The 24,242-nt window shown below is 66.9% G+C and carries 15 protein-coding genes; 6 read left to right on the top strand and 9 right to left on the bottom strand.

Going from position 1 to position 24,242, the window contains the following annotated elements; all coding sequences use genetic code 11:
• Positions 1-250: 250 nt before the first annotated feature.
• Positions 251-6,133, top strand: coding sequence for a kinesin (locus ShzoTeo12_RS08060; protein ID WP_318912104.1), 5,883 nt, complete (start codon positions 251-253; stop codon positions 6,131-6,133).
• 181 nt (positions 6,134-6,314) lie between these two features.
• The gene (locus ShzoTeo12_RS08065) at positions 6,315-7,274 is read left to right on the top strand and encodes a Tim44 domain-containing protein (RefSeq protein ID WP_318912411.1); all 960 of its coding nucleotides are present in this window, start codon (positions 6,315-6,317) and stop codon (positions 7,272-7,274) included.
• A gap of 366 nt (positions 7,275-7,640) precedes the next feature.
• On the opposite strand, the gene ShzoTeo12_RS08070 is transcribed toward ShzoTeo12_RS08065, so the two are convergent.
• The 4 genes from ShzoTeo12_RS08070 to ShzoTeo12_RS08085 form a co-directional block, all read right to left on the bottom strand.
• Positions 7,641-8,258 (bottom strand): ABC-type transport auxiliary lipoprotein family protein, encoded by a 618-nt coding sequence (locus ShzoTeo12_RS08070; protein WP_413251123.1) that lies wholly within the window; start codon positions 8,256-8,258, stop codon positions 7,641-7,643.
• A gap of 130 nt (positions 8,259-8,388) precedes the next feature.
• A complete protein-coding gene (locus ShzoTeo12_RS08075; protein ID WP_119256214.1) occupies positions 8,389-9,759 on the bottom strand; it encodes an MlaD family protein in 1,371 nt (456 codons plus the stop codon).
• Positions 9,760-9,805: 46 nt separating this feature from the next.
• Positions 9,806-10,588 carry an ABC transporter ATP-binding protein gene (locus ShzoTeo12_RS08080; RefSeq protein ID WP_245424796.1) on the bottom strand — a complete coding sequence of 261 codons (783 nt, stop codon included), beginning with the start codon at positions 10,586-10,588 and terminating at the stop codon, positions 9,806-9,808.
• An 8-nt stretch (positions 10,589-10,596) separates the two neighbouring features.
• Positions 10,597-11,781 carry an ABC transporter permease gene (locus ShzoTeo12_RS08085; protein WP_413251124.1) on the bottom strand — a complete coding sequence of 395 codons (1,185 nt, stop codon included), beginning with the start codon at positions 11,779-11,781 and terminating at the stop codon, positions 10,597-10,599.
• 95 nt (positions 11,782-11,876) lie between these two features.
• Between ShzoTeo12_RS08085 and dgcA the strand changes: the two genes are divergently transcribed.
• Positions 11,877-12,860 (top strand): N-acetyl-D-Glu racemase DgcA, encoded by a 984-nt coding sequence (gene dgcA, locus ShzoTeo12_RS08090; RefSeq protein ID WP_318912106.1) that lies wholly within the window; start codon positions 11,877-11,879, stop codon positions 12,858-12,860.
• Here the strand turns inward: dgcA and ShzoTeo12_RS08095 are convergent.
• Both ShzoTeo12_RS08095 and ShzoTeo12_RS08100 read right to left on the bottom strand, forming a co-directional pair.
• A complete protein-coding gene (locus tag ShzoTeo12_RS08095) occupies positions 12,830-14,053 on the bottom strand; it encodes an MFS transporter (RefSeq protein ID WP_318912107.1) in 1,224 nt (407 codons plus the stop codon). The genes dgcA and ShzoTeo12_RS08095 overlap by 31 nt on opposite strands.
• 310 nt (positions 14,054-14,363) lie before the next feature.
• The gene (locus ShzoTeo12_RS08100; RefSeq protein WP_318912108.1) at positions 14,364-15,209 is read right to left on the bottom strand and encodes a UDP-2,3-diacylglucosamine diphosphatase; all 846 of its coding nucleotides are present in this window, start codon (positions 15,207-15,209) and stop codon (positions 14,364-14,366) included.
• 233 nt (positions 15,210-15,442) lie between these two features.
• Here ShzoTeo12_RS08100 and ShzoTeo12_RS08105 point away from each other — a divergent pair, with 233 nt between their 5' ends.
• Complete coding sequence (locus ShzoTeo12_RS08105) at positions 15,443-17,755, top strand: NADP-dependent malic enzyme (RefSeq protein ID WP_318912110.1); 2,313 nt, start codon at positions 15,443-15,445, stop codon at positions 17,753-17,755.
• Between the two features lie 50 nt (positions 17,756-17,805).
• On the opposite strand, the gene ShzoTeo12_RS08110 is transcribed toward ShzoTeo12_RS08105, so the two are convergent.
• A complete protein-coding gene (locus tag ShzoTeo12_RS08110) occupies positions 17,806-19,383 on the bottom strand; it encodes an ABC-F family ATP-binding cassette domain-containing protein (RefSeq protein WP_318912112.1) in 1,578 nt (525 codons plus the stop codon).
• Between the two features lie 240 nt (positions 19,384-19,623).
• Here ShzoTeo12_RS08110 and ShzoTeo12_RS08115 point away from each other — a divergent pair, with 240 nt between their 5' ends.
• Entirely contained in the window at positions 19,624-20,730 is a 1,107-nt protein-coding gene (locus tag ShzoTeo12_RS08115; protein WP_318912114.1) for a DUF2865 domain-containing protein, read from the top strand.
• A 19-nt stretch (positions 20,731-20,749) separates the two neighbouring features.
• On the opposite strand, the gene ShzoTeo12_RS08120 is transcribed toward ShzoTeo12_RS08115, so the two are convergent.
• Positions 20,750-21,568 (bottom strand): SDR family oxidoreductase, encoded by an 819-nt coding sequence (locus ShzoTeo12_RS08120; RefSeq protein WP_318912115.1) that lies wholly within the window; start codon positions 21,566-21,568, stop codon positions 20,750-20,752.
• Between the two features lie 199 nt (positions 21,569-21,767).
• Here ShzoTeo12_RS08120 and ShzoTeo12_RS08125 point away from each other — a divergent pair, with 199 nt between their 5' ends.
• On the top strand, positions 21,768-22,799 hold the full coding sequence (locus ShzoTeo12_RS08125) for a LacI family DNA-binding transcriptional regulator (protein WP_318912116.1): 1,032 nt from the start codon (positions 21,768-21,770) through the stop codon (positions 22,797-22,799).
• Here the strand turns inward: ShzoTeo12_RS08125 and ShzoTeo12_RS08130 are convergent.
• Complete coding sequence (locus ShzoTeo12_RS08130) at positions 22,796-24,223, bottom strand: diguanylate cyclase domain-containing protein (protein WP_318912118.1); 1,428 nt, start codon at positions 24,221-24,223, stop codon at positions 22,796-22,798. The genes ShzoTeo12_RS08125 and ShzoTeo12_RS08130 overlap by 4 nt on opposite strands.
• Positions 24,224-24,242: the final 19 nt, after the last annotated feature.

Here is a 24,242-nt window from a genome sequence, read left to right on the forward strand (position 1 = left end):
GAATTGTGTGATACAGGCTAATGTGTCACTACGATACGACCGGGTAGTCCCGGTGGATAAACCGTGCGCGGAGATACACCCTTTCACCGTTTCGGTTTATCGAGCGAAGTTGGAATGAACGGCGGTCCGGACGCTGCTTGCCATGAGGGTCAGCAGCAAGACCGGCCACCACCCGGACGGTTGCAGTGCGCCTGAGCAGCGGCAGCGCGCATGAAGGCCGATCCCGGACATGGTAACGAGGCGTAACCGCATGGCGACGAACAAGTCCATTGAGTCGATCGACGAAAAGGCCTTCCAGGCCCTCGAAGAAGCATTGAAGATCGACTTCGACGATCTGGCGCCGGAAACGCCCGCAAAGCAGGACGCCTCGGAGGCCCGCGTGTCGGAACCAGCAAGCCGCATTCCCAACAAGGCACAGGAAAAGACGGCGGCCCAGCCGGCCGGCGCAGAGACCCCGCGCAACCTTTCCCCCGAGCCCGGCCCGAAAGCCCCGGTCTTCACGCCGGCCAACGACGGCTCACGCAAGACGCCGGCCGCGATCCTGAAGTCGCTCGACATGCGCTCTTCGCGCGGCCCGCTGCGCATGGCGGTGCTCGCCTCCATCCTCTGGGTCATCGGCGGCCTCGGCGTCGCAAACCTTCTTTATGCGCCGCAGATCTGGCAGATCCGCTCGGTCGCCGACCTCGTCGCCCTGCCCGGCGCCATCGGCATGATTGTCGCCATCGTCATGCCGATCATGCTCTTCTTCGCCTTCGCCATCATGATCGCGCGCGCCCATGAGCTGCGCAGCGCCGCCCGCTCGATGGCCGAGGTCGCCCTTCGCCTGTCAGAGCCGGAAACGGTCGCCACCGACCGCATCATGTCCGTCGGCCAGGCCGTCCGCCGTGAAGTCTCGGCGATGAACGAAGGCATCGAACGCACCATCGCCCGCGCGACCGAGCTCGAAACCCTCGTGCATTCCGAAGTCAACGCGCTCGAGCGCAGCTATTCCGACAATGAAATGCGCGTACGCACGCTCGTGCAGGAACTCGGCTCCGAGCGCGAGGCGATCGTCAGCCATGCCGAGCGCATCCGCTCCTCGATCTCCGGCGCGCATGAACAGCTGAAAGACGAGCTCGCCAGCGCCGGCGAAAGCATCACGGCGCGCATCGCGACGTCCGGCGAGGCCTTCGCCTCGATGCTCGACACCCGCGCCGCCATGCTGATGGAAAAGTCCGACAGCGCGACGCAGACCATCGGCGCCATGCTTTCGGCCCGCACCGACAGCCTGCTCTCCACGCTCAGCTCTTCCGGCCTTGCGCTCGCCAACGAGTTCGACAGCCGCCTCGACCAGCTGACGGCAAGCCTCGATTCCCGCGGCCGCGACCTGCTGCAGCAGTTCGAGACCCGTGCCTCCTCGCTCGACACCAACACCGAGAAGCTGAACGCCGCCCTCAACGAGCGCGCCAAGCAGCTCAACGAGACGCTGATCGCCCGCACCCGCGAGATCAGCGAAAGCCTCTCCATCGGCCAGCAGGCCGTGACGGGCGGCCTCGACCACGTTCTCCAGTCGATGAACGCCGCGCTCGACGAAAAGGGTGCGCAGTTCCGCCAGAGCCTCAAGAACGCCGCCGACGACACGGTCATGGACCTCGACCTTCGCACCGGCTTCTTCGACGAGCGCATGCAGGCGACGGTCGGCCAGATCGCCAGCGCCTTCGACCAGCGCGTCGAGGAATTCGCAAACGCCTTCGACCAGCGCGCCGGCTCGCTCGACTCCAAGCTGATGGAGAGCCTTGCCCGCATCAACGAGACGGTCGCCAGCGGGCACGATTCCATCGACGGCATCCTCACCTCCAGCATCGAGCGCCTCGGCAACACGCTCACCGACCAGTCCTTCGCGCTGGCGACCACCCTCGCCACCAGCCAGGAAGTCATCGAGCACGCTGTTTCCGGCCATGCCGAATCCATCGGCAACGCCGTCGGCGGCGCGCATGAGCGCATGAGCGCGATCCTCTCCGAAAAGTCCGCGACGCTGCTCGGCGGCCTCGCCGACGTGCAGAACCGCATCGAGACCGGCTTCGGCGCCCGCGCCGACGCGCTCGCGGAAAGCATTTCGGGCAGCGAGCGCCGCCTGACGGACGCGCTGGATTCGCGCGGCACCACCATCGCCAGCGACATCCACGCCGCCCAGACCCGCATGGAAGAGGCGCTCAGCGCCCGCGCCAACGCGCTGGTCGAAAGCATCTCGGGCAGCGAGCGCCGGCTGACGGACGCCCTCGACACCCGCGGCGCGACCATTGCCGGCGGCATCGAGGCCGCGCAGGCCCGCATGGAAGACGCGCTCGGCGCCCGCGCCGACGAGATCACCTCGACCATCGCGGCAAGCCACAACCGCATCGACAACGCGCTCACCGAGCGCACGGCCGCCCTCTCCTCCATGCTGAACGAGACCGGCAGCCAGCTCGAGCAATCGGTGGGTTCGGCTGCAAGCCGCGTCGAGACCGCGCTGACGGGCGCCGCTCGCCAGATCGACGAGGTCATCACCGGCCGCACGGCCAACCTCGCCTCAGTCCTTTCCAACAGCGCCGGCTCCATGCAGTCCGCCATCGACGCGGCCGCCGACCGCGTGGAAACCGTCCTGACGGAAGGCAGCCAGCAGCTCGGCGGCGTCCTGCATGGCCAGGCGGCCGAGTTCGCCGACGCCTTCTCCGGCCGCGCCGCCGAAATCGCCGAAGCCCTGTCGGGCCGTGCCTCCGAACTCGCCGGCTCGCTCGTCTCCACCCACGAGCAGATCCGCACGACCCTCGACGACCGCATCAATGCGATCAATGTCGCGATCACCGAAGGCCGCAACCAGCTCACCGAGACGCTGAACGACCAGGCGACCTCCATCGGCACGTCCATCGCCACCAGCGCCGGCATGCTGGAAATGTCGCTGGAACAGCACGAGGAAACACTGCGTCGCACCATCGACGGCAGCGCCGCCCTTCTCGACCAGCGCGTGCGCGAAAGCGCCGGCGCCGTCGCCGAGCGCCTCGGCGAGACCTCCTCGAAGATCGCCGAAGCAGCCCATGCCTTCGGCACCCGCATGGAGCAGACCGTCGACAGCGTCGCAAGCCGCTTCGACACGACGGGCAGCCGGCTGGAGGAAAACCTCGGCAAGCTCGAAGCCCGCATCGAACACAGCGTCGAGAATGTCTCCGGCATCGTCGACACGGCCGCCGCCCGGATTTCGGACACGCTGTCCGAGCGCCTCGCCGATCTCGACCGCGTGGGCGGCGACGTCTCGCTGCGCGTTTCCGACGCCCTTTCCCGCCCGATCGCCGAAGTCGACCGCATCGGCGACGAGACGACCGCGCGCATCGCCGCCGCGCTTGCCGGCCGCGTGGGCGACATCGAACGCATCAGCGTCGACGCCGCCGACCGGATCGAAGGCGCGCTTTCGGGCCGCCTCACCGATATCGAGCGCGTCAGCGCGGATGCCGCCAACCGCATCGAGGGCGCTCTCTCGAACCGCCTCGGCGACATCGAGCGCGTGACCGGCGAAGCCGCCGACCGCATCGACGGAACGCTCGCCGAGCGCGCCACCCAGATCGAGCGCATCACCGGCGAAGCCGCGGCCCGCATTGACGGCACGCTCTCCACCCGCACGGGCGACATCGAGCGCATCTCGACCGAAGCTGCCGAGCGCATCGCCACCACCATCGACGAGAAGACCGGCCGCATCGAGGAACGCCTCGGCACGATGGACCGGGCGCTCACCATCGGTCTCGATAGCGTCAACCGCACCATCGACGGCAAGGCCGCCGGCCTTGCCCAGACACTGCGCGACGCCGTCTCCCAGGCCGCGCAGGACATGGATGCCGAAGCCATCCGCTCGGCGCAGTCGCTCGCCAAGACCGGCGAGGAATTCGCAAGCCTCAGCAGCACCCTGCGCGGCGCAGTCTCCCGCGCGGCACAGGAAATGGGCGTAGAGGCGCAGCGCGCCGCGGAGAACATCGCCAAGACCGGCGAGGAATTCGCGGAGAACCTTTCGGCCCGCAACGAAGCCTTCACCCGCGCCGTCGAGGAAACCACCTCCTCCGCCGTCGCCCGCTTCGCCGACACGGAAAGCCGCCTCGCAAGCCAGGCCCAGTCCCTGCATACCGGCCTCGGCGATGTCGAAAAGGCGCTGGAAACGCGCGGCGCCTCCATCCGCACGGCGCTCGACGACCGCACCCGCGAACTCAACTCCATGCTGGCAAGCCGCACGGAGGAGCTGTCGCGCCTCATCAACGAGGAAGCCCGTCCGGTCATCGACGACTATGCCGCCGCCGGCCGCGAGGCCGCCGAGCGCATCACCGGCGTCGCCCGCGAGAGCGCCGAGCGCCTGCGTAACGAGAATGCCGCGCTCATCAATGCGATCTCCGCCCGCACCGCCGACACGCTGGCCGCCATTTCGGCCCGCACGGAGGAAGCCGCCGGCACGATGCGCGCCATCGAGAGCGGCCTGCAGTCGAATGTCGAGAGCCTGATCGCCCGCCTTTCGGAAAGCAACGGCGCCATCGCCGGCATGGTCGACGAGGCGAGCCAGACGCTCGGCGCCATCGACGGCCGCCTCACCTCCACGGCAGAGCGCTTCACCGCCTCCGCCGAGCGGGCATCCGACATGGTCTCCACCACGTCGCGCCTCCTCGAAGGCAAGGTCGACCGCCTCTCCGACATTTCCGCCGGCACGCTCTCGCAGATCGGCGGCATCGTCGGCCGCTTCGAGGACCATTCGAAGATCCTGTCGCAGGCCTCCGATCTCCTCGCCGCCGCCCAGTCGAACCTGGTCTCGACGCTGGAAGAGCGGCAGGATGCCCTTCGCTCGCTCTCCGTCGGCCTCGTCCAGCGCTCGGAAGAGATCGAGAAGACCATGCAGTCGCTCGAAGGCATGGTGGAAGGCGTCTTCAGCCGCGCCGAGGAGCGCTCGAACCTGATCGCCGGCAACCTGCGCGGCGGTATCCAGTCCTCCTTCAACGAGGTCGGCCGCATTCTCGGCGAGACCGAGAAGCGTGCGGAGGCCGCCGCCAACACGTTGCGGGATTCGCTGGTCAAGGCCGGCGAGGAAGCCGGCCAGTCGGTGGAAGGCGCCTTCACCCGCGCCGAGGAGCGCACGAAGGAAGTGGCGAACCGCCTGCGCGGCAGCGTCGGCGCCTCGCTCTCCGACGTCGACCGCCTGCTTGCCGAATCCGGCCAGAAGTCGGAGGCCGCGACGACCGTCATGCGCGAAACGCTGCGCCAGGCCGTCGAGGAAGCCGTGGGCAAGTTCTCCGGCGCCACGGAGGAAATCCGCCGCGCCGCCGCCGACATCCGCAAGGAGCTCGACCAGACCCGCGGCGAACTGAAGCGCGGTGCCTTCGACCTGCCGGAAGAGGCCAAGGAAAACGCCGCCCAGATGCGCCGCGCCGTCAGCGAGCAGATCAAGGCCCTGCAGGATCTTTCCGACATCATCGGCAAGTCCTCCACGGCGCTGGAAGTCTCCCGCCCGACCGCGCAAGCGACCGTCGCCCAGCCGGTGCAGCAGCCCCGCGTCGAGCCGCGCCGTGAAGAGCAGCCGGCCCAGCAGTTGCGCGGCAGCCTCGGCATCGAGCGTGCGGCAACCGCCGCCGGCATTCCGCAGCGCGCGCAGCCCCTGCCCGCCGAAGCCGACGCCAAGGCGGCCGGCGAAGGCGGCTGGATGCGCGACCTCCTGCGCGGCGCCGTCTCGCGCGAGGAAGCGCAGTTCGCCCAGCCGCGCGGCGAAGGCCAGGCTGCCCGCCCGGCGGACACCCGCAACCCGCGCCATGTCGTAGAATCGCTGAATTCGCTGTCGGTTGACATCGCCCGCGCCATCGACCACGACGCCTCGGTTGAACTGTGGCGGCGCTACCAGCGCGGCGAGCGCGACGTTTTCACCCGTCGCCTCTACACGCTGAAGGGCCAGCAGACCTTCGACGAGATCAAGCGCAAATACGAGCGCGAGCCGGAATTCCGCACCGCGGTCGACCGCTACATCTCGGACTTCGAGAAGCTGCTCGCCGACGTCGCGCGCAACGACCGCGACAAGGTCATGACGCAGACCTATCTCACCTCGGATACCGGCAAGGTCTACACCATGCTGGCCCATGCCGCCGGCCGCTTCAACTGAGCGGATCGGTACTGGAACAGAGAACGGCCGCCCCTCGGGGCGGCCGTTCTGCTTTCGGGGAAGGTCGAGAAACCTGCGCCTGCCAACCCATTTTTCACCGCCCGAAACCTTAAAATCGGATGCCCGCCCCTCTATATGCCTTCCGACACAGATGGAACGCAGGGGAAGAGAAGCGAAAATGATGTCGATACAAGGATTTGGCCGCGCGCTCGCAATGGTTGCCGTGGCGCTGATGGTGGTGATGACCGTGGTGGACGTCGCCGAGGCCCGCCGCGCCGGCGGCGGTTTCGGCAGCCGCGGCACGCGCACCTTCTCGACGCCCTCGACGACGCGCACCGCGCCGACCGACGCCATGCCGATCGACCGGACCATGACGCGCCAGCCATCCGCGCAGCAGCCTTCCGCAGGCCGCAACACGACGGCCAACCCACGCCCCGGCCTGTTCGGCGGCTTCGGCGGCTCGCTTCTCGGCGGTCTCATGCTGGGCGGCCTCGTCGGCATGTTCCTCGGCCACGGGCTCGGCGGCGGCGTCGGCTTCCTCGGCCTCATCCTGCAGGTGCTGCTGATCGCCGGCGTCTTCATGTTCCTGCGCCGCATGTTCACGCAGACGAACGCACCCGCCTATTCCGGCAATGCGCGAGGCCAGTACAGCAATGGCGGCTCCGATTTCGAGATCCCGCGCATCGGCGGCGGTGGCCGGCAGGCGCCGCAGCCGAAGGCCGGTGACGAGATCGGCGTCCAGCAGAAAGACCTCGACCAGTTCGAGGACCTGCTGAAGGAATTGCAGGCAGCCTATGCAGCCGAGGATTTCCGCACGCTTCGCCAGATCACAACGCCGGAAGCGATGTCCTATCTCGCGGAGGAAATCGGCGACAACGCCACGAAGGGCCTTCGCAACGAGGTCCGCGACATCCATCTCGTCCAAGGCGACGTGGCGGAAGCCTGGCGGGAAGGCGCGGATGACTACGCGACCGTCGCGATGCGCTATGAAAGCATCGACGTGATGCGCGACCGGTCGAGCGGCCGTGTCGTTTCCGGCGATCCGGACAATCTCACCGAGGCCGTGGAAGTGTGGACGTTCCTGCGCCGCAACGGCGGCGAGTGGAAAGTCTCGGCCATCCAGGGCGTCGAAGCCGCGTGATGCAGGGGCGCCTGCCCCTCATCCCGCTGCCGCGACCTTCTCCCCGCAAGCGGGGAGAAGGCGAGGATGCCCGCCTTTCCTGAAACGTTCAGGTCCTTGGGAAGGGAAACCCTATCATCCCTCCCTTCGCCCCGCTTGCGGGGAGAAGGTGGCCGGCAGGCTAGATGAAGAACATTTTCTGGAGGGACGCTCGCTCTCGTTCCGCTGCCGCGACACTCTCCCCGCAAGCGGAGAGAAGGCGAGGATGCCTGCCTTTCCTGAAACATTCAGGTCCTTTGGAAGGGAATCCCTGTCATCCCTCCCTTCGCCCCGCTTGCGGGGAGAAGGTGGCCGGCAGGCCGGATGAGGGGCATTTCATTTTCCGGATCAGATGGACTTCAGCGTCCAGCCGACGATATCAGCGGTCACCGTCGCAAAGGCAGCATCGAGCCCCTTCACAAAAGCCGTGCTATCCGTCCCGCGCACCGGAGCCGTCGCGCGAAAAACCTTCTGCGTGCGCACCGTGCCGTTGCGGTCGTTGAGCAGCTTGGCGGAAATCTCCACGACGGCCGTCGCCGCACCCGAGGTCTGCACCTCGAAGGTGCGGATATCCGTGACGACCTGGTAGTCGATGGCCAGCCCCTGCCCGGGCATGCCGACGCCGCCGACGCGGCCGGTATTCTCGAAGGCCTGCACGAGCTTCGCCTGCACCATCTTGCTCAGGCTGTCGCTCCACTGCGACTTGGCGAGATACTGGATTTCGGAGGACGACGGGCGGATGACGATCTGGTCGCTGTCGATTGCCTTGAGGGCGGAAGGCTGCGGCACGAGGATCTGCCGGTTCTTCGCCGAAGGGCCTTCCGCAGAGGCCGTGGCCGAGAGGCTGAACGTGTCGTTCTTCGCAGGCGCCCCGCCGCAGGCGGCGAGCGTTGCCGCCAGAACGGCGATGAGAGCGGCGCGCGCCGCAGTCCCGTTCCGCAACAACTCCATACCCGATACCGTCATTTCATCCTCAAACCCTGGGAATCAATGTGTAGCAGCGGCACGGCACGCTGTCACGGTTGCGCGGGCGGACAAATTCGCGTCCGCCTGCTGCGGCCTCCCCAATGTGGGGATCGGGCCACACTTCGGATCGTTACCGCCGGGTGCGCCCGTCATATTGCTTGACGGTGTCGCCGCCGAAGAGCAGGCGCTGCGGATTGCGCTCGAAGCCGGAAATGGCGCTGTCGAGATTCTGGACCGTCCGGCGCGTGTCGAGCACGAGAGCCTCGACGTCGCGCAGGCCCGAGCCCGAGAAGCGCTGCAGGCCATCGGCGATGGGGCCGATGCGGCCGTTCAGCGTATCGGCGGCCTGCTTGATCGATTGCAGCGTCGCCTTGGCCTCGGCGAAGAGCGATTCGGAATCCCCCTCGCCCAGGAAGCCGTCGAGCTTGGCCAGCACGCCATCGACGCGCGTGGACGCGGCGTTCAGCTTGTTCGACATCTGCTTCACGTCGGTGATGATCTGGTCGATGTCTTCCTTGCGCTCGCCGATGCGGTTGGCGACGCCCGTGACGGAAGCGATCGCCTTGCGGGCATCGTCCGTCGCGACCGAGATGTTGTCGATCGCGCCGCTGACCTTCTGCGCGTCGACGGCAGCCATCAGCGTATCGACCTTGTCGAGCGTCTCGCTGGCGCGCTTGCCGAAGGCGTCGAAGGTCTCGGCGGTCTTGCGGAAGCCCTCGACGGTCGCCTTCACGTCGCCCGAGGCGTCCGCGATGTCCCTGCTGACCTTGTCGACATTGCCGACGAAGTCCTCGACCTTCTTCGGATCGACGGCCTTGATGAGCGAATCGACGGAGGCGAGCGTGGAATCCAGCCGGCCGGAAAGGTTCCTGAACGTATCCGACAGCCCGCCGACGCTTTTCAGGAACTCGTCGATGTTCTCGCCGTTGCGCGCGAGCGAATCGGAGAACTTCTCCGCATTGCGGATCGTGTTGGTGAGCGGACCGCGCGCATCGGCGACGAAGCCCTGAATATCGGAGATCGCCGTGTCCGCGCGCTTCAGGATCTTGTCGGCGGTCGAAAGGATGTTTGTCACGCTCGACTGCTCGGCCTGGAGCACGGCGGTCGTCTCGTTGTCGAAGGCCTCGCGCAGGATGTTCGGATCGCCCGCATTGCCGCCGCCGAGCTCGATATAGGCCGCGCCCGTCAGGCCCTGCACTTCCAGCACCGCGCTGGTCGATTTCTTCACGGGTGCGCTCGTCAGCACCTCCGTCATGGCGACGGAAAAGCGCGGGTCCTTGGAATCGATGGCGAGGCTGCGCACCGAGCCGACCGGAATGCCGTTGAAGCGCACCGGCGAGCCGACGGAAAGGCCGTTGGCCGAGCCCGGAATGCGGATCGCCAGCTGCGCCATGTCACCGCCGCGCCCGTATTGCGACATCCAGTAAACGAAGACGAAGGCGGCCGCCATGACCAGCACGGTGAAGAAACCGACGAGGGCGTAGTTGGCTTTCGTTTCCATGCGTCCATCCTGCCGCAATTCTATTCGCCGGGGCCGAAAGGTCCCGTTATTCCTGCTTCCGCACGATCGACCGTGCCCGCTTGCCCCGGAAATAGGACTGCACCCACGGATCGTCGAAGGCCAGCATGTCCTCGATCGTGCCTTCGACCAGAACCTTCTTCTGCCCGAGCACGGCGATGCGGTCGCATACCGAAAACAGGCTGTCGAGGTCGTGAGTCACCATATACACGGTGAGGCCAAGGGTGTCGCGCAGTTTGGCGATCAACTCGTCGAATTCCGCCGCGCCGATGGGGTCGAGGCCCGAGGTCGGTTCGTCGAGGAAGACCAGCGCCGGATCGAGCGCCAGCGCACGGGCCAGCGCCGCGCGCTTGATCATGCCGCCGGAAAGCTCGGAGGGGAACTTGTCCGCTGCCTCGGGCGCAAGGCCGACCAACTCGATCTTGAGGCGCGCCAGCTCGTCCATCATCGCCTGCGGCAGGTCGAGATATTCGCGCATCGGCACCTGGATGTTCTCCTTCACCGTCAGCGAAGAAAACAGCGCGCCCTGCTGGAAGAGGACGCCGAGCTTCATGTCGAGCGCCAGCCTCTGGGCTTCCGATGCCTTGTCGAAATCCGTACCGAAGATGCGGATATTGCCCGAGCGGCGCGGCAGGAGGCGTAGCACGGTGCGCATCAGCACCGACTTGCCGGTGCCCGACGCGCCGACGAAGCCGAGGATTTCTCCGCGATAGATGTCGAGATTGAGCCTGTCGAGGACGATGTTGCTGCCGAAACCGACGGTCAGGTCCTTGACCGAGAGCACCACGTCGTCCTGTTTTGCCGGATCCATGGGCATCCCTAGAAATTGATAGCGGCGTAGAACATGGCGAACAGCCCGTCGACCAGAATGACGACGAAAATCGCCTTCACCACCGAGGCGGTGACGTGCCGGCCGAGCGATTCGGCACTGCCGCCGACCTTCAGGCCCTCCACCGAGGCGACGATACCGATGATGAGGGCCATGAACGGCGCCTTGATCATGCCCGAGACGATGGTCGAAAGGTCGATCGCCTCGCGCAGGCGCGACTGGAACGTGTCGAAGGTGATGCCGGAATAGGCCCAGGCGACGACCGCTGCGCCCCCAAGGGCCGCAAAGTTCGCGATGATGGTCAGGAGCGGCAGCGCCACCGTCAGCGCCACCAGCCGCGGGAAGACGAGCACGCCGATGGGGCTGAGGCCCATGACCTTCAGCGCGTCAATCTCCTCGCGCATCTTCATCGAGCCGATTTCGGCCGTGATGGCGCTGCCGGAGCGGCCGGCGATCATGATCGCCGTCAGCAACACGCCGATCTCGCGGAGCTGGAGGATACCGACGAGGTCGACCACGAAGACTTCCGCGCCGAAATAGCGGAGCTGGAAAGCGCCCTGCTGCGCGATGATCGCCCCGATGAGGAAGGACATCAGGAGGATGATCGGCACGGCGCGCACGCCCATATGGTCGATCTGGTTCACGATGGCGGCCGGCGATACGCCGCTTCTGCGGCCGAGCTTCAGCTGCGCGCCGCGCACCGCCGAGCCGAGGATGAACATCGCCGCGACGGCATCGTCCCAGAGATTGTACATGATCTTGCCGACCGGCGTGAACAGGCACTCGAACAGGGTGCCGGGCGGGCGCTTGTCCTCGCCGGGCTCGGCGAGCGTTTCCGGCAGAGCGGATATCAGGTCGGCATAGCGCGTGCCCTTATGGTCGCTGACGCTGACCTCGGCCCCCTTGGCCTGCCGCGCGGTGATGGCGCGGCGCAACAGCCAGGCGCCGGCGGTGTCCATCTCGTCCACGGCGCTGAGATCGATTTCGAGCGTCCCGCCCGCGCCGCCCGCGATCTTGTCGAGCCGCTTGCCGGCGGCGACGGCGGTCGTGTTGATCCAGGGGCCGGAGAGACGCCAGATCTCCCCGCCATTGTCCGGCAGGCGCTCGGTCGCGATTTCGGCTGTGGGGCTGGCGGCGGTCAAGTCTCTTGCATCTTCCCGTGCTTGGGACAACATGCGCCTGTCTTACCGGCTCGCCGGCCATCTGTCACCGAACGAACCGCCGAAAGCCTCACTCCGCCCCGAAATTTTCTGCCCTGTCAGGATTGCCCATGCGCCGCACACTCCTTGCCCAAACCGAAAGCTTCCCGATTGCCGGGGCCTTCACCATTTCGCGCGGCGCGAAGACGACGGCCGAGGTGGTGACCTGCGCGATAGGCGCCTCTGGCCTTTTCGGCCGCGGCGAATGCGTGCCCTATGCCCGCTACGGCGAATCGGTCGCCGGCGTGCTCGACGCCATCGAGGCGATGCGGGGCGCAATCGAGGACGGCATGGGCCGGGAGGACCTCGCCCGCGCCATGCCCGCGGGCGCGGCGCGCAACGCCCTCGACTGCGCGCTCTGGGACCTGGAGGCCAAGCTCTCCGGCGTGCCGACCTGGCAGGTCATCGATACCGCCGCTCCGCAAAAGCTCGTCACGGCCTATACGCTCTCGCTCGGCGAGCCGGAGGCGATGCAGCGCCAGGCGGCCGAACATGCCTGGCGGCCGCTGCTGAAGGTCAAGGTCGGCACACCGGACGATGCCGCCCGCATCCGCGCGGTACGCGCGGGCGCGCCGGAAAGCGCGATCATCCTCGATGCCAACGAGGGCTGGACGCCGGAAAACCTCGCCCATCATTTCGCGCTCTGCGCCGAGGCGCGAATCGCCCTCGTCGAGCAGCCGCTTCCCGCTGGGGGCGATTCGGCGCTGCGCGACCATGCGCGCCCCATCCCGGTCTGCGCCGATGAGAGCGTGCACCGCACGCAGGACGTGGCGGCGCTCGCCGACCGCTACGATGCGGTCAACATCAAGCTCGACAAGACCGGCGGGCTGACGGAGGCGCTGGCGCTGAGGCAGGCCGCGCGCGACCACGGCCTCAAGATAATGGTGGGCTGCATGGTCGGCACGTCGCTCGGCATGGCCCCGGCGGTGCTTTTGGCACAGGGCGCCGATTTCGTCGATCTAGACGGCCCGCTGCTGCTGGCCCGCGACCGGGAACCCGGCCTTCACTACGAAGGCTCGAACGTCTATCCGCCGGAAGCCACGCTCTGGGGCTGATCGCCCAGGCGCGGCGCGGCGAACCGCCCTGCGACGACGCAGACGAGCCCCGCCGCCGCGATGACGGACATCAGATAGAACCCGTCGACGCCATACCAGTTGAAGGCATAGCCGGAGATGAAGGTGGCCGCTGCCATGAAGATGCCGGTGTAGAAGAAATAAAGCCCCTGCGCCGCCGCCTCCTGCTCCTCCGCCACGCGCTCGACCATGCGGCTCTGCACGCTGACATGCAGGAGCGCGAAGGTGAAGGCGTGCAGGCATTGCAGCACGAAATAGCCGGCGAACGGCATCTCGAGCGGAAAGATCAGCCAGCGCCCGACTGCGGCCGAACAGCCGAAGATCATCATGGACCACAGACTGAATCGCCGCCGCAACCGGACGGCACAGGCGAAGAGGATTACCTCGGCAAGGACGCCGACGCTCCAGAGAAGGCCGATATCCGTGCCGCTGAAGCCCTTCTTGCGCCAGTAGATCACCGAGAAGGCATAGAGCATGGCATGGCTCGCATTGACCAGTGAAACGCCGATCAGCATGAGCTGCACGTCGCGCTGCCTGAGCGTGCGCGCCGCCGGCATGGTGGCGATTGCCGCGATGGGGGACGGACGACGCGGCCGGCCGATCTTCGGCACGATCACCGCCCCCACCACCGTCAGCGCGAAGGCCGCGGCCATCGCCGGCAGCACCATTGCCCCCCCGTAGAGCCCGGCAAGCCAGCCGCCGATCATCGTCGCTACGATGAAGGCGAGCGAGCCCCACAGCCGCATCCGGCTGTAGTCGAAATTCCAGCGCCGCACGCCCGAGAGCGCGATGGCGTCGGTGATCGGCACATAGGGCGAATAGACCGCGCATTGCAGCGTATAGAGCAGGAGTACCGGCCAGAAACCGTGCACGCCGAAGAACAGGAGCGCCGTCGCCAGCGACAGCACGCCCGACCACATGAGCACGACCGAGCGCTCACCGATGCGGTCCGCAATGACGCCTGCCGCGGGCGCGGTGAAGACGCGCACGAACATCGGCAGGGCGAGCACGATGCCGATCTGGAAATCGTTCATAGAAAGGGTTTCGAGCCAGACCGGGAAGAACGGCAGCGCAATGCCGTTGACCATCATCGGCGCGCAGAAGACGAGGGCGATGCGCGCGGCGAAATACGGCGGCGCGCCGGCGGTCACGGTAAACCCGGAAGGGGCGGTCATTGGCGGGGAACCTGCGTTGGAACGCCCTCCGCTCTATCACGCCGATGTACGTACGCCAATCCGCTATTTCTGCGGGTGGCGGCGGATAATTCTGCGGTGCGGTGCCTCCCCGCGAGAGCGGCTCTCACGGCGGACGCCGCGCCCCTCATCCGGCCTGCCGGCCACCTTCTCCTTGGCTGCGGGGCGAAGGGGATATGCCGTGCCGTTTTCCCCAACTCTCCAACGATACGTGAGGCAAGTCCCCTCTCCCCGTCTGCGGGGAGAGGGTTAGGGTGAGGGGCAAGCTCCGTGCGCTGTCGCCTGCTCTATACTACGCAGCCTCCACGCCAACCTGCTCCCGCACCTCGATGGCGGGCATCTGGCGTGAGACCGGCAGGGCCTCGACGGGCGCGGCGGCCATCTGCTGCCAAGTGATCAGTTCCATCCGGCCGTCGTGATGCTCGGCGATGGCCGTGCAGCTTTCCACCCAGTCGCCGCTGTTGATGTAGCGGATGCCGTCGATCTCGGTGATCACGGCATGGTGGATATGGCCGCAGATGACGCCGTCCGCATCGTTGCGGCGCGCCTCCTCGACGACGACCCTCTGGAATTCGCCGATGAAGTTCACGGCCGTCTTCACCTGCTGCTTGGCCCAGGAGGAGAAGGACCAGTAGGGCAGCCCCAGCCGGCGGCGGATGGCGGCGAAGACGACGTTGATCGCGATGGCCGCGTCATAGGCCCAGTCGCCGAGATAGGCGACGACACGGGCGTGGCGCACCACCACGTCGAACTCGTCGCCGTGCAGCACGAGGTAGCGCCGGCCGTCGGCGGCCTCATGGATGATACGCTCGGCCACCTCGACGCCGCCGAAATGCGTGCCGGGGAAGTCACGCAGGAATTCGTCGTGGTTACCGGGAATGTAGACGATGCGCGTACCCTTGCGGGCCTTGCGCAGGAGCTTCTGCGTCACGTCGTTGAAGGCCTGCGGCCAGTACCAGTTGCGCTTGAGGCGCCAGCCGTCGACGATGTCGCCGACGAGCACGATGGTCTCCGCTTCGTGATGCCGCAGGAAGTCGATCAGGAAGTCCGCCTTGGCGGCCTTAGATCCGAGATGCACGTCCGAGATGAACAGCGTGCGGAAGTGGCGGACATTGGGGTCGACGGGGGTCGCTGTCATGCGTCTGTCTCCGGGTGGCCGGCCGCCGCGATCCTCTTCGGACGGGCGGCTTTCCTCCCGTTGAAAACCAGACTCCTGTTTCAGATTGATGACACACCTATGCCTTTTCCGGCAGCAAATAGGCATTGCACAGGCCGGCGATTGCGGCTTTATGGAAGACTCCGGAAACTTACCGTTGCGGCGGCTTCGCCCCCGAGAAACCGCGACGAAAACAGCATATGGCAGGACGCATCATGAGCACGGCTGATAAATCGAGGACGCAGGACGGCCCCGCAAGCGGCGACATCGACCAGCAGGCCCTCTTCTTCCACCGTCATCCGCGCCCCGGCAAGCTGGAGATCAACCCGACCAAGCCGCTCGGCAACCAGCGCGACCTCGCGCTCGCCTATTCGCCGGGCGTCGCCGCGCCCTGTCTTGCCATCCGTGACGATCCAAACACCGCCGCCGACTACACCGCCCGCGCCAACCTCGTCGCGGTCGTCTCCAACGGCACGGCCGTGCTCGGCCTCGGCAATATCGGTCCCCTCGCCTCCAAGCCGGTGATGGAGGGCAAGGCCGTCCTCTTCAAGAAATTCGCCGGCATCGACGTCTTCGACATCGAGATCGACGCGCCGACCGTCGGGGAGATGGTCGATGTCGTCTCCGCGCTGGAGCCGACCTTCGGCGGCATCAACCTGGAAGACATCAAGGCGCCGGAATGCTTCGAGGTGGAGCGCCAGCTCCGCGAGAAGATGGACATCCCCGTCTTCCACGACGACCAGCACGGCACGGCGATCATCGTCGCGGCCGCCGTCCTGAACGGACTGGAGCTTGCCGGCAAGTCGCTGCCCGACGCCAAGATCGTCGCTTCCGGCGCTGGCGCTGCCGCTCTTGCCTGCCTCAACCAGCTTGTCGCCCTCGGCGCAAAAGTCGAGAACATCTGGGTCCACGACATCGAGGGCGTCGTCTACAAGGGCCGCGAAGAGCTGATGGACCAGTGGAAGGCCGTCTATGCGCAGGAGACGGACAAGCGCCAGCTTTCCGAGACCATCGACGGCGCCGACGTCTTCCTCGGCCTTTCGGCCGCCGGCGTGCTGAAGCCGGAGCTTCTCGTGCGCATGGCGGAAAAGCCGCTGATCATGGCGCTCGCCAACCCGAAGCCGGAGATCATGCCTGAGGAGGCGCGCGCCGCCCGTCCCGACGCGATGATCTGCACCGGCCGCTCCGACTTCCCCAACCAGGTCAACAACGTCCTCTGCTTCCCCTACATCTTCCGCGGCGCGCTCGATTGCGGCGCGCGCACGATCAACGAGGAGATGAAGATGGCGGCCGTGCGTGCCATCGCCGCCCTCGCCCGCGAGGAAGTATCCGATGTCGCCGCCCGCGCCTATTCCGGCGATACGCCGAGCTTCGGCCCGAACTACCTGATCCCCTCGCCCTTCGACCAGCGCCTCATCCTGCGCATCGCGCCGGCCGTCGCGCGCGCCGCGGCCGAAACCGGCGTCGCCTCGCGGCCGATCACCGATTTCGACGCCTATCTCGACCAGCTCAACCGCTTCGTCTGGCGCTCGGGCTTCATCATGAAGCCTATCTTCGCCGCCGCGAGGAAGGCCGAGAAGAAGCGCGTGATCTTCGCCGAGGGCGAGGACGAGCGCGTGCTGCGCGCCGCGCAGGTGCTGCTGGAAGAGGAGATCGCCAAGCCGATCCTCATCGGCCGTCCGCAGATCATCGAGGCGCGCCTCAACCGCTACGGCCTGCGCATCCGCCCGAACACCGATTTCGCCGTGGTGAACCCGGAAGACGATCCGCGCTATCGTGACTATGTCGACGACTATTTCCGCATCGTCGGCCGCCGCGGCGTGATCCCGGAGGCCGCCCGCACCATCGTTCGCACCAACCAGACGGTCATCGGCGCGCTCGCCGTCAAGCGCGGCGAGGCCGATGCGCTGATCTGCGGCGTCGAAGGCCGCTACGCCAAGCACCTGCGCGACGTCAGCCAGATCATCGGCAAGAAGGAAGGCGTGCTCGACTTCTCCGCGCTCAGCCTGCTCATCTCGCAGCGCGGCGCCACCTTCTTCACCGACACCTATGTGACGATGGACCCGACGGCCGAGGAGGTCGCGCAGATGACCGTCATGGCCGCGCAGGAAATCCGCCGCTTCGGCATCACGCCGCGCGCCGCCCTCGTCTCGCATTCCAATTTCGGTTCGCGGGATTCGAATAGCAGTTTCAAGATGCGCAAGGCGATGGAGATCGTCCGCGAGGTGGACCCGACGCTGGAAGCCGACGGCGAAATGCACGGCGATTCGGCGATCTCCGAGGTGCTGCGCCAGCGCGTCATGCCGGATTCGACGCTCACCGGCGAGGCCAACCTCCTGGTCTTCCCGAACCTCGACGCCGCCAACATCACGCTCGGCGTGGTGAAGACGATGACGGACAGCCTGCATGTCGGCCCGATCCTGCTTGGCGCGGCCATGCCCGCCCACATCCTCTCGCCGTCCGTCACCTCGCGCGGCGTCGTCAACATGGCCGCGCTCGCCGTGGTGGAAGCCTCCAACCCGGCCTGAGCCGCACCATCCGCCTTATGAAACGGCCGCCTTCCGGCGGCCGTTTTCGTTCAGAGCTCCAGCCGGCGCGTGATATCGATAGCTTGCAGGAACGGCTCGTCGTGGCTGACCACCAGCAGCGCGCCGTCATAGGATCGCAAACCCGCCTCCACCGCCTCGATGGAATCGATGTCCAGATGGTTCGTCGGCTCATCCAGGATGAGGAGCGCCGGCGGCCTGGCCCCGCCGAGTACGGCGGCAAGGCCGGCGCGGAGCATCTGCCCACCGCTGAGGCTTCCGGCAATCTGCAAGGCCGCATCCGCCCGGAACATGAAGCGCGCCAGCGCCGCGCGGCAGGCATTCTCGTCGGCCTCGGGATTGATGCGCCGGAAATTGTCGCGGATCGACAGCGCCGGGTCGAGCAGGCTGACGCGCTGGTCCAGCATCGCGGCATCGGTGAAGAGGCGCACGCTCCCCTGCCAAGGCTGCAGCTGTCCGGTGACGAGTGCGAGGAACGTCGTCTTGCCGGAGCCGTTCGGCCCCGTCACCGCGACCCGCTCCGGCCCGGTCATCGCGAAGGAAAGGTCGCGGATCACCGGGCGTTCCGGCAGGTAGCCAGCCGTCACACCCTCCATGCGCAGCACCGTCCGGCTTGCGGGAAGATGCGTCGGCGGCACGGAGACGGTGAGCGGCTGGAGAACCTCGATGCGCTCGCGCGCCATCGTCACTGCCTCGGCCGCCTGGGCCTGCCGGCTTTCGGCAAGCCGCGCATTCGCGCCGCTCGTCAATTCGCTCCGCTCCTTCATCGCGCCCAGCATGATGCGCGGAATGTCGCCTCGCGCCTTCTTGCGGCGCCCGGCGCTGTCCTTGCGTGCCTTGCGCTCGGCGACGGCCTGCGCTGTGCGCGCGATATCGGCCGCATGCTTTTCCGCGTCAGCAAGATCGCGATGCGCGGCCGCGAGCTCCAGCGCCTTTCGCGCGCGATAGGCGCTCCAGTTGCCGCCGTAGCGCGTCGCGCCGAGGCTCGTCAGCTCGACGATGGCGTCCATCGTGTCGAGAAGTTCGCGGTCGTGGCTGACGACGATGGCGCCCGCCCGCCAGCCGGCGAGCATGTCGATGACCGCCCGCCGCCCGTCGCGGTCGAGATTGTTGGTCGGCTCGTCGAGCAGCAGGAAATCCGGCTCGCGGAAGATGAGGGCGGCAAGCGCCGCCCGCGTCCCCTGCCCGCCGGAAAGCGCGGCCAGCGGCGTTCCCGCCTCCGCATCCAGTCCGACGCGGGCGAGCGCGGCGGCAAGGCGGGCCTCCAGCGTCCAGTCGGCCCCGGCAAGCGCCTCGGCGCTCGCCTCGCCGTGCTCGGCGCGCGCGAGAAGGTCGAGCGCTTCGGCAATGCCGAAGAGATCGGCAACCGTCTCATCCGGAGCGATCTGCACGCTCTGGCGCAGGAGGCCGAGCGTGCCGACGACCGTGACGGAGCCGGATTGCGGCGCAAGATCGCCGGTGACGAGCTTCAGCAGCGTCGTCTTGCCGACGCCGTTGCGGCCGACAAGGCCGGCGCGCTCGGAGCCGAAGGTCAGATCGAGATCGGAAAGAAGCGTGTGCCCGTCAGGCGTCGACCAGGTAATTTTCGAAAGTGTGATGGAATGCGGCATGGATACGGAGTTCCCCGAGGACAAAACGAAGTCGGTTTGCGGTCGGGTCGAATTCCATGGCGCACCATCCGGTCGGCATTGACGATGCCCGATATCTAGGGCCCGGCGGCGGCGGTTGCAAGGCAGGCCCGTTAATCACAAATGCGGGAGAACGTTGCGATCCCCTCCGCGCGGCCTATGATGAAGCCTCGAAAACGGCCTTCAGGCCCAAGGAATTCAAGCATTCAGGGATCGATCGACGTGAAGGCACGCGCCCGTCTTCTTTTCGCCGCTGTCGCCGGCCTGCCGCTCATCCTTTCCGGCGGCACGGCGGCGGCGGGCGTGTGCGAGGGCATCCGGGCCGAGCTTGCGAACCTGCCGAAGGTCGTCGTCGACACGGCGAGCGCCCGTAAATATGCCAGCGCCATTGCCCGCCAGAACATCCAGCTGCGCAAGGCGAAGAGCGACCAACGGCGCCTGCGCTGCTCCAGCGGCAGCATCATCGTGATCGGCGGACCGAATGCCGATGCCTGCGCGACGCTCGCCTCCGTCATCGGCCGCATGGAGCAGAATATCCAGGTGCTCGACGGCAAGCGGCGGGAGTTTGCCGGCGGCGTGTCATCTTCAGGCAAGCGGAACCGCCTGCTTGCGGCCCTGGAGGCCAATGGCTGCAACGACGAGCCGGAAATCATGCCGGTCGCCGCGACCGAGCCCCTGCGCACGCTCGACGACACCCGCACCCTGCCGCTCGGCACGGCACCGGAGGGCAGCGAGCGGCTGGAGCTGCGCTCGCTCGGCGGCAGCTCAGGCCATGGCAACCTGCGCACCGTCTGCGTGCGCACCTGCGATGGCGGCTTCTTCCCGATCTCCTCGGGCGCGACGCCCCTCGACTTCCGCCGCGACCAGAAGGTCTGCGAGATGATGTGCCCGCAGACGCCGACGGAACTCTTCTACCAGTCGATGTCGAGCGGCCAGGAAACCGAGCAGATGACCTCGACGGTCACCGGGCGCCCCTATTACGAATTGCAGAATGCCTTCGCCTACCGCACGCGCGATCTCTCCAGACCCGGCGATTGCGGCTGCAATCTCTCGGCCTATTATCAGGAGATGATCAGGCGCGAGAAGGCGGTCGAAGGCAACGGCACGACCGCCGGCACCGGCGAAGCGGGCGGCGGCGAGAACGGCTCCGTCACCACCATCCGCACCCTGTCGAAAAAGGAAACGGTCGCCGAAAAGCCACCGGTCGCCGTCGAGGAACGCGACTACGATCCCGCCAAAAGCAAGGTGCGCACCGTCGGCCCGGTCTTCCTGCCGGAGAACTCCACCGCCATCGACCTCGGCCGCCCGGCCGACGCCGACGTCAACTGACGCCGGCGCGGCCGGCCGCTCAGAGCGGCGCTTCGGGATGGGGCGAGCCGTCATAGGCGCCCCAGATCGACTGGTCGAAGCAGATGACCGAACCCGTCATCAGGCCGGATTCCGCCGAGGAGAGATAGGCACAGGCCCGCGCCACCTCCGCCGGATCGACGAGCCGGCCGAACGGCTGGGCCGCCGCCGCCTTCGCCAGCCAGTCCTCCGCCGCACCGTGATATTCACGCTGGATGCGGTCCTCGCCCTCCGAGGCCATCCAGCCGATATTGAGGCCGTTGACGCGGATGCGGTTGCGCAGCACGGCATAGGCCGTGTTCTTCGTCAGCGTCTCCAGCGCGCCCTTGGAGGCGCAATAGGCCGAGATGAAGGGCTGGCCCGCCTTGGCGGACATGGAACCGATATTGACGATCGTGCCCTCGATCTTCTCGCGCCGCATCACCTTGATCGCCTCCTGCATCAGGAAGAACGGCGCGCGCACATTGACGGCGAACATCCTGTCGAAGAGTTCCGGGCTTGTATCAAGGATCGTGCCGCGATCCGTGAGGGCGGCGGCATTGACCAGCGCGTCGATGCGCCCGAAAGCCTTGTCCGCGGCGGCGATCACCGCCCTTGCATCGTCGACCTTTTCGAGATCCGCCTGCACATAGACGGTCTTCACGCCCGTCGCGTCCGAAATCTCCCGCGCCTTCGCCTCGCCCTTGGCCGCGTTGCGGCCGCAGATGACGAGGCCGGCCGCGCCGCGCTCGGCGAAAAGCCGGGCGATCGTCGCGCCGAGCCCCTGCGTCCCCCCGGTAACGACGGCGATCCTGCCGTCGAGTCGTGCACCATCGCTCATTGCATTCCTCCATCCGGGCCTCGTCACGAGGCCGTTTCCCATTGACTCTTTTTCTCAGCCGTGACGGTCATCCATCTGTTTCGGAAGGCTTTCCTTCGAAAATCGGATATCCGGCGGCATGCGATATCGAACGGGAACTATACGGCCTGCCCCGATCCGCGATAGATCGGGAAACCATCAAAAATCCATCAGGAACACCATGACCCATCCCTTCCTCGTCAAGGACATCGCCTTCCAGGCCGGCCTCAGCACGGCGACCGTCGACCGCGTGCTGAACGGCCGCCCGGGCGTGCGCCGGCAGACGGCGGCGCGCGTACATGCGGCCATCATCGAGCTGGAACGCCAGGCGGCGGCGCAGGACAGTCCCGCCCGCCTGCATGGCATCGACGTGGTCATGGAGGCGCCGGATCGCTTCACCAGCGCTGTGCGCCGCGCCTTCGAAAGCGAGGCGGCGACATTCGCCGCCGCCGTTTTCCGCGCGCGCTTCCATTTCGCCGAGCTCATCCGCCCGGCGGACATGGCGCAGATGCTCGACCGCATCCGCCTGCGCGGCACCGACGGCGTCGCACTCAAGGCGGCGGACGTGCCGGAAGTGGCCGGCGCGGTCGCCCGGCTGGAAGCGGCGGGAATCCCCGTCGTCACGCTGGTGACGGACCTGCCCAACACGCCGCGCACCGCCTATGCCGGCGCGGACAACCGCGCCGCCGGCGAAACGGCGGCCTATCTCATCGGCGAGCGGCTGAAGGGCGAAAGGCTCCATATCCTCGTCACGCTCAGCTCCAACCGCTTCCGCGGCGAGGAGGAGCGCGAGATCGGCTTTCGCCGGCTGATGCGCGAGCGCTATCCCGAACTCGGCATCGTCGAAGTCAGCGAGGGCTTCGGCCGCGATACGGCGACCGGCGCCCTCGTCGCTGCGGCCCTCGCAAGTCATCCGGACATTGCCGGCGTCTATTCCATCGGCGGCGGAAACCGCGCCGTGCTCTCGGCCTTCGAGGCGGCGGCAAGACTCTGCCGGATCTATGTCGCGCATGATCTCGATGCCGAAAATCTCGATCTCCTGCGCGCGGGAAAGCTTTCCTTCGTGCTGCACCACGACCTGCGCACGGATGCGCGGCGGGTCTTCGAGGCGGTGCTTGCCCGAAAACGCCCGCGGCAGGCCGGCGGCCCGGCGCGGCTCTCGGCCGTCGAAGTGGTGACGCCCTTCAATATTCCGGCCGACCTTATCCGCTAGGCGGCATGCGTGCTCGCGACGTTCTCGATGTCGCCGGCATGGACGGCACGGTTACGGCCGGCGTTCTTGGCCGCATAGAGCGCGGCGTCGGCCTTCACCATGACATCGTGAACGGTTCCGCCATGGACCGGGAACTGCGCGATGCCGGCACTGCCGCCGATCAGCAGTAGATGGGCGCCATAGGCGATGGGCAGCTGCGTATCGAGCACGAGGTTGCCGGCCAGCGCCAGAAGGCTTTCGCGGTCATGCTCGCCGGCCAGCAGCACGCAGAATTCGTCGCCGCCGAGACGCGCCACGCAGCCCTGCCCGCCGACCCGGTCGGAAAAGCGACGGGCGACGGCCTGCAGCACGATATCGCCCGCCACATGGCCATGCCGGTCGTTGACCGCCTTGAACCGGTCGAGGTCGATGGAGAGGATGGAAAAGCCCTTGCCCGCGCCCTCGGCGTGAAGCAGGTCCTCGTCGAAGCCGCTGCGGTTCCTCAGCCCTGTCAGCGGATCGTGCCGGGCGAGAAAGGCATTCTTCTCCTCGCTGCGCTGCAGCGCCCGGACGAGAGCGGCAAAGCGGGCCGCACCGAAGAGCATCACGCCGGCAAAGACCAGCACGAACAGCGCGATCTGCGGCAACGCCGAGTGCCAGACGAAGGAGCCCGGCATGTTCGGGCGCCACGAGGCGACCATGGGATTATAGGCATCGGCACCGACAGACGTCATCGCCAACCCGGGCTCCACGCTGACGATGGGAACGAAGGCAAGGCCATGCACGCCGAGCCGCCGTTCTGCATCGGCCAGCATCTTCTGCGAGATCGGCTTGACCGTGACGAGCAGGGTGGGCTGCAGACGCCCTGCCGGGATATAGAGCGTCTTCGGAACGACCGCCTGCACGACGACGATGCTCATCGTGCCCTCGATGAGCCGCATGCCGGTGACATGGATCTGCGGCAGCGCCGGCGTCAGAAGGTCGGGATCCTCCTTTGCGGGGGCAACCTGCCAGCCGCCCCGATCGGGCGAAAGCGCATTGCGGTAGGCCCGCTCGGCCTTGCGGGTGAGATCGCTCACCCATTGCAGCTTCTCGCGTGCCTTGCGGTCCGAGACCTTCTCGCCGCGATGCACGCCGAGAACCTTTTCCCCATCCGGCGTGGCGAAGATCATCCATGAGAAGCCGAAATCCGACCACATCCAGTCGCGGATCTGGTCATGCACGAAAGCCTCGCCGGGCATGCCGTTCGCCAGTTCCCTGAAGGTCTTGTCCCAGAAGGAAAGCTGGCTCTGATACTGCACCACCTGATCGATCTGGTGGCTGAACTCGTTGCGGACCAGCGTGCGCTCGGTCTCGATGACGAAGCTGTCGGACCGGTCGATGGCATGGTCGAGGACGAGATAGTTGGCGGCGCCGAACAGAACGACAATCAAGACGGCCGTCATCCGGATTGCCGTCCCGACA

It is taken from the genome of Shinella zoogloeoides, from assembly GCF_033705735.1.
In the GTDB taxonomy this organism is placed as follows: domain Bacteria; phylum Pseudomonadota; class Alphaproteobacteria; order Rhizobiales; family Rhizobiaceae; genus Shinella; species Shinella zoogloeoides_A.

Bases quoted from the DNA above. Each gene is read 5' to 3' on its own strand.
- ShzoTeo12_RS08075 (WP_119256214.1), bottom strand. From the start codon at position 9,759: ATGGAAACGAAAGCCAACTACGCCCTCGTCGGTTTCTTCACCGTGCTG.
- ShzoTeo12_RS08070 (WP_413251123.1), bottom strand. From the start codon at position 8,258: ATGACGGTATCGGGTATGGAGTTGTTGCGGAACGGGACTGCGGCGCGC.
- ShzoTeo12_RS08060 (WP_318912104.1), top strand. From the start codon at position 251: ATGGCGACGAACAAGTCCATTGAGTCGATCGACGAAAAGGCCTTCCAG.
- ShzoTeo12_RS08110 (WP_318912112.1), bottom strand. From the start codon at position 19,383: ATGCCGCATTCCATCACACTTTCGAAAATTACCTGGTCGACGCCTGAC.
- ShzoTeo12_RS08125 (WP_318912116.1), top strand. From the start codon at position 21,768: ATGACCCATCCCTTCCTCGTCAAGGACATCGCCTTCCAGGCCGGCCTC.
- ShzoTeo12_RS08095 (WP_318912107.1), bottom strand. From the start codon at position 14,053: ATGACCGCCCCTTCCGGGTTTACCGTGACCGCCGGCGCGCCGCCGTAT.
- ShzoTeo12_RS08085 (WP_413251124.1), bottom strand. From the start codon at position 11,781: ATGTTGTCCCAAGCACGGGAAGATGCAAGAGACTTGACCGCCGCCAGC.
- ShzoTeo12_RS08105 (WP_318912110.1), top strand. From the start codon at position 15,443: ATGAGCACGGCTGATAAATCGAGGACGCAGGACGGCCCCGCAAGCGGC.
- dgcA (WP_318912106.1), top strand. From the start codon at position 11,877: ATGCGCCGCACACTCCTTGCCCAAACCGAAAGCTTCCCGATTGCCGGG.
- ShzoTeo12_RS08065 (WP_318912411.1), top strand. From the start codon at position 6,315: ATGTCGATACAAGGATTTGGCCGCGCGCTCGCAATGGTTGCCGTGGCG.
- ShzoTeo12_RS08130 (WP_318912118.1), bottom strand. From the start codon at position 24,223: ATGACGGCCGTCTTGATTGTCGTTCTGTTCGGCGCCGCCAACTATCTC.
- ShzoTeo12_RS08100 (WP_318912108.1), bottom strand. From the start codon at position 15,209: ATGACAGCGACCCCCGTCGACCCCAATGTCCGCCACTTCCGCACGCTG.
- ShzoTeo12_RS08080 (WP_245424796.1), bottom strand. From the start codon at position 10,588: ATGGATCCGGCAAAACAGGACGACGTGGTGCTCTCGGTCAAGGACCTG.
- ShzoTeo12_RS08120 (WP_318912115.1), bottom strand. From the start codon at position 21,568: ATGAGCGATGGTGCACGACTCGACGGCAGGATCGCCGTCGTTACCGGG.